This is a genomic window from Mesorhizobium sp. M7A.F.Ca.AU.002.02.1.1 (assembly GCF_003998535.1).
In the GTDB taxonomy this organism is placed as follows: domain Bacteria; phylum Pseudomonadota; class Alphaproteobacteria; order Rhizobiales; family Rhizobiaceae; genus Mesorhizobium; species Mesorhizobium ciceri.
This window is the reverse complement of the sequence record NZ_RZPB01000684.1, coordinates 1-3,246: the sequence shown is the minus strand read 5'-3', so window position 1 is coordinate 3,246 and position 3,246 is coordinate 1. Positions and strand designations below refer to the sequence as shown.

The 3,246-nt window shown below is 64.4% G+C and carries 4 protein-coding genes; 2 read left to right on the top strand and 2 right to left on the bottom strand.

Annotated elements, in window-relative coordinates; translation table 11 throughout:
• On the top strand, window positions 1-578 hold a 578-nt coding region (locus EN879_RS29370), incomplete at its 5' end, for a thermonuclease family protein (protein WP_164774649.1).
• Here the strand turns inward: EN879_RS29370 and EN879_RS29365 are convergent.
• Window positions 544-2,190, bottom strand: a complete 1,647-nt coding sequence (locus EN879_RS29365; RefSeq protein ID WP_063170009.1) for a lysine--tRNA ligase — start codon at window positions 2,188-2,190, stop codon at window positions 544-546. The genes EN879_RS29370 and EN879_RS29365 overlap by 35 nt on opposite strands.
• A gap of 165 nt (window positions 2,191-2,355) precedes the next feature.
• On the opposite strand from EN879_RS29365, the gene EN879_RS29360 reads away from it, so the two are divergent.
• Window positions 2,356-2,763, top strand: coding sequence for a tellurite resistance TerB family protein (locus EN879_RS29360; RefSeq protein ID WP_127389928.1), 408 nt, complete (start codon window positions 2,356-2,358; stop codon window positions 2,761-2,763).
• Window positions 2,764-2,775: 12 nt separating this feature from the next.
• Here EN879_RS29360 and EN879_RS29355 read toward each other — a convergent pair.
• A partial coding sequence (locus EN879_RS29355) for a transporter substrate-binding domain-containing protein (RefSeq protein WP_127274425.1) occupies window positions 2,776-3,246 on the bottom strand: 471 nt, incomplete at its 5' end.

Genomic DNA, 3,246 nt, shown 5'->3' with positions numbered 1-3,246 from the left:
GGCTTGAACGGATCGAGCCGCGCGAGCCGCTGAGCAAACTCGCGCTGGCCGTGCCGCCCAAGCCGAAAATGCCTGACGACTGGAACGGCACAAAGCTGTTCCAGCCGGTTGCGCCGGCCGCCGGCTTGATCGAGGCGAAGGGCTACTCGGTCGCGGTTTCCGGCATCGACATCGTCAGGCAGGACGAGATTTGCAGCGAGGACGGCAAGTCCTGGCCGTGCGGCGTCCGGGCGAGGACAGCGTTCCGCGCCTTCCTGCGCGGCCGCGCGGTGGTCTGCACGGTGCCGCCGCAGGGCGGCCGCGACCTGATCGCAGCCGAGTGCCGGATCGGCAAGCAGGATGTAGGTCAGTGGCTGGTCGAAAATGGCTGGGCGCGCGCCGCCAAGGGCGGCCCCTATGTCGAGGCCGGCGACAAGGCGCGCATGGGCAAGAAGGGCATTTTCGGATCGGCGCCCGATCTGTCGGGCATGCCGGCGATGCCGGCCGCGCCAGGCCCGGCACCTCAGGCGCCGGGTTCGATCCTGGAAGAGGTCGACGGCGTGCTCAAGCCAGCTGACCAGCCAGCGCCCGCTCAATGAGCGCACGCGTCTCGGCAACGCCGTAGAGTGCTGCGAACGAGCCGAAGCGCGGGCCGCGCTCCTGGCCGATCAGCACCTGGTAGATCATCTGGAAGAAGGCGCCCGATACGCCGGGGCCGCCTTCCGGGCTCTGCTTGGAATGATCCTGATAGCGCTCGATCCTGCGTGCGACGTTGAGCGAGGCGTTCTGGATCGCTTCGCCGCTGGCGTCCGCCGGCAGCGCGCCAAGTGCTTCGTCGAGGGCTGCCAGCGCTTCGCGCTCGACCTCGTCGGCGGGCCGGAAGGTTTTCGTCGGCTTCACGAAATCGTCGAAATAGCGGATCGCATGGCCGACCAGCCGGTCGAGCTCTGGATGCGTCGCCGGCGTCACGCCTTGCGTATGACGTGAAATGAACCCCCACAGCACATCCTTGTTCTGCGCGTTGGAAGCGCTGACCAGATTGAGCAGCAGAGAGAACGGCACCGGCATGTCGATCGCTGGCGGGTTGCCGTCATGCATATGCCAGACCGGGTTGCCCAGCCGCTCCTTCCAGTCCTGGCGGGGATAGGCGGCGAGGAACGTGTAGTATTCATCCACGGCCCGCGGGATAACGTCGAAATACAGCTTCTTGGCCTGCCGCGGCCGTTGGTACATGTAGAGCCCGAGGCTTTCGGTCGGCGCATAGGTCAGCCACTCGTCGATGGTCAGCCCGTTGCCCTTCGACTTCGAGATCTTCTGGCCGTTCTCGTCGAGGAACAGTTCGTAGACGAAATGCTCCGGCGCCCGTCCGCCCAGAATGTTGCAGATACGGTCGTAGACCACCGCATTGGTCTGGTGGTCCTTGCCGAACATTTCGAAATCGACGCCAAGCGCTGCCCAGCGCATGCCGAAATCCGGCTTCCACTGCAGCTTCACGCGGCCGCCGGTGATCGAAAGCGTGGTCTCGGTGCCCTCGTCGTCGAAGGTGATGGTGCCGGCTTTGGCGTCGACATGCTTCATGGGCACGTAAAGCACGCGGCCGCTCTTCGGCGAGATCGGCAGGAACGGGCTGTAGGTCGCCTGCCGCTCGGGCCCGAGCGTCGGTAGCATCACCGCCATGATCTGCTCATAGCGCTCGGCGGCGCGCTTGAGCATCGCGTCGAAACGGCCGGCCTTGTAGTATTGCGTCGCGCTGGCGAACTCGTAGTCGAAGCCGAACGTGTCGAGGAAGCGGCAGAGCATCGCATTGTTGTGGTCGGCGAAGCTCGCATAGTCGCCGCCGAAGGGGTTGGGGACCGACGATAGCGGCTTGTGCAGATGCGGCTCGAGTGCGGCGCGGTCCGGCACGCTGTCGGGTATCTTGCGCATGCCGTCCATATCGTCGGAAAAGCACAGCAGCTTGGTCGCGACCTTGTCCTGCGTCAGGACACGGAAGGCATGGCGCACCATCGAGGTGCGCGCCACCTCGCCGAACGTGCCGATATGCGGCAGGCCGGACGGCCCGTAGCCGGTCTCGAACAGGACTGTTTGCGGAAAGTCGGCGCCTTTGTAGCGCTCGATGATCTTTTTGGCTTCCTCGAACGGCCACGCCTTGCTTTCGGTCGCGGCCGCCAGCAGCTCGGGGTTGAGATCGATGATGTTTGATCCCGCCATGTCACAGTTTTCCAAATCATCTGCCGGCCCGAAGGCGGGCCGCAGCAAGGGTTTTTCAACCGGTCTCTAGGCGTGCAGCGCCGGAGCGTCAACGCGTGCGGCGCTTTTTCCTTGCGGTGCAGAACGGGCGTTCCTAACTTCGAGGCCCGGTTCAAGGAGAAAAAATTGCCGACACCTCATGAAGCCCTGATCTATCTGATGGTCATCACCTCGGCCTCCGACCGCGACATGACCGATGTTGAACTGGCGCGGATCGGCGAGGTCGTCCGCTCCTGGCCGGTGTTCGAGGACTTCAACCACGACAGGCTGGTCGGCGTCGCCCAGGGCTGCCAGAAGCGCCTGCACGAAAAGGATGGGCTGGAGGGCGTGCTGGCTGAAGTCGCCGAGGTCTTGCCCGAGCGGCTGCGCGACACCGCCTATGCCGCCGCCTTCGAGGTTGCCGCCGTCGACCTCGAAATGCGCATGGAAGAGGTGCGGGTGCTGCAGCTGATCCGGCGTCAGCTCGATCTCGACACGCTGACGGTTGCTGCCATCGGCCGCGCGGCCAAGGCGCGGCTGCGTACCCTGACCTGAAAGTCCTTGGCTTTAGAAAAAACTGACGGGGAAATAGCGCAGATAAAATTCGGCGAACGTGCCTTTCATTGAAATTTCCTGCAGCGCGTAGTCGATCGCTGCGGCCAGCGCCGGATTGTCAGCCTTGGTGGCGATGGCCATGCCCGTGCCCAGATATTCGGGCGCCAGATAGGGCCCGCCGGCAAAGCGGCAGCAGCCCGCCGCGTCCGAGCCGCCCAGCCAGAAAGCCAGGCGCATGCCGTCGCCGAAGGCGGCGTCGACCTTGCCGGCCTTGAGATCGGCATACAGTTCTTCCGGCCTGTCGAAAGGGACGACCTGGACCGTGTTGAAATAGTCGCGCAGCATGCGCTCATGCGCCGAGCCTGATATCACGCCGACACGCTTGCCGTGCAATTTGTCAAAGACGGGCTCGGTCAGCGCCTTGCCCTTCGGCATGATGAAGCGCGCCGGAAACTGCAGATAGGAGCGTGAGAAGGCGTAGGT

Excerpts from the sequence above, each read along its gene's own strand:
- EN879_RS29365 (WP_063170009.1), bottom strand. The coding sequence starts at position 2,190 with ATGGCGGGATCAAACATCATCGATCTCAACCCCGAGCTGCTGGCGGCC.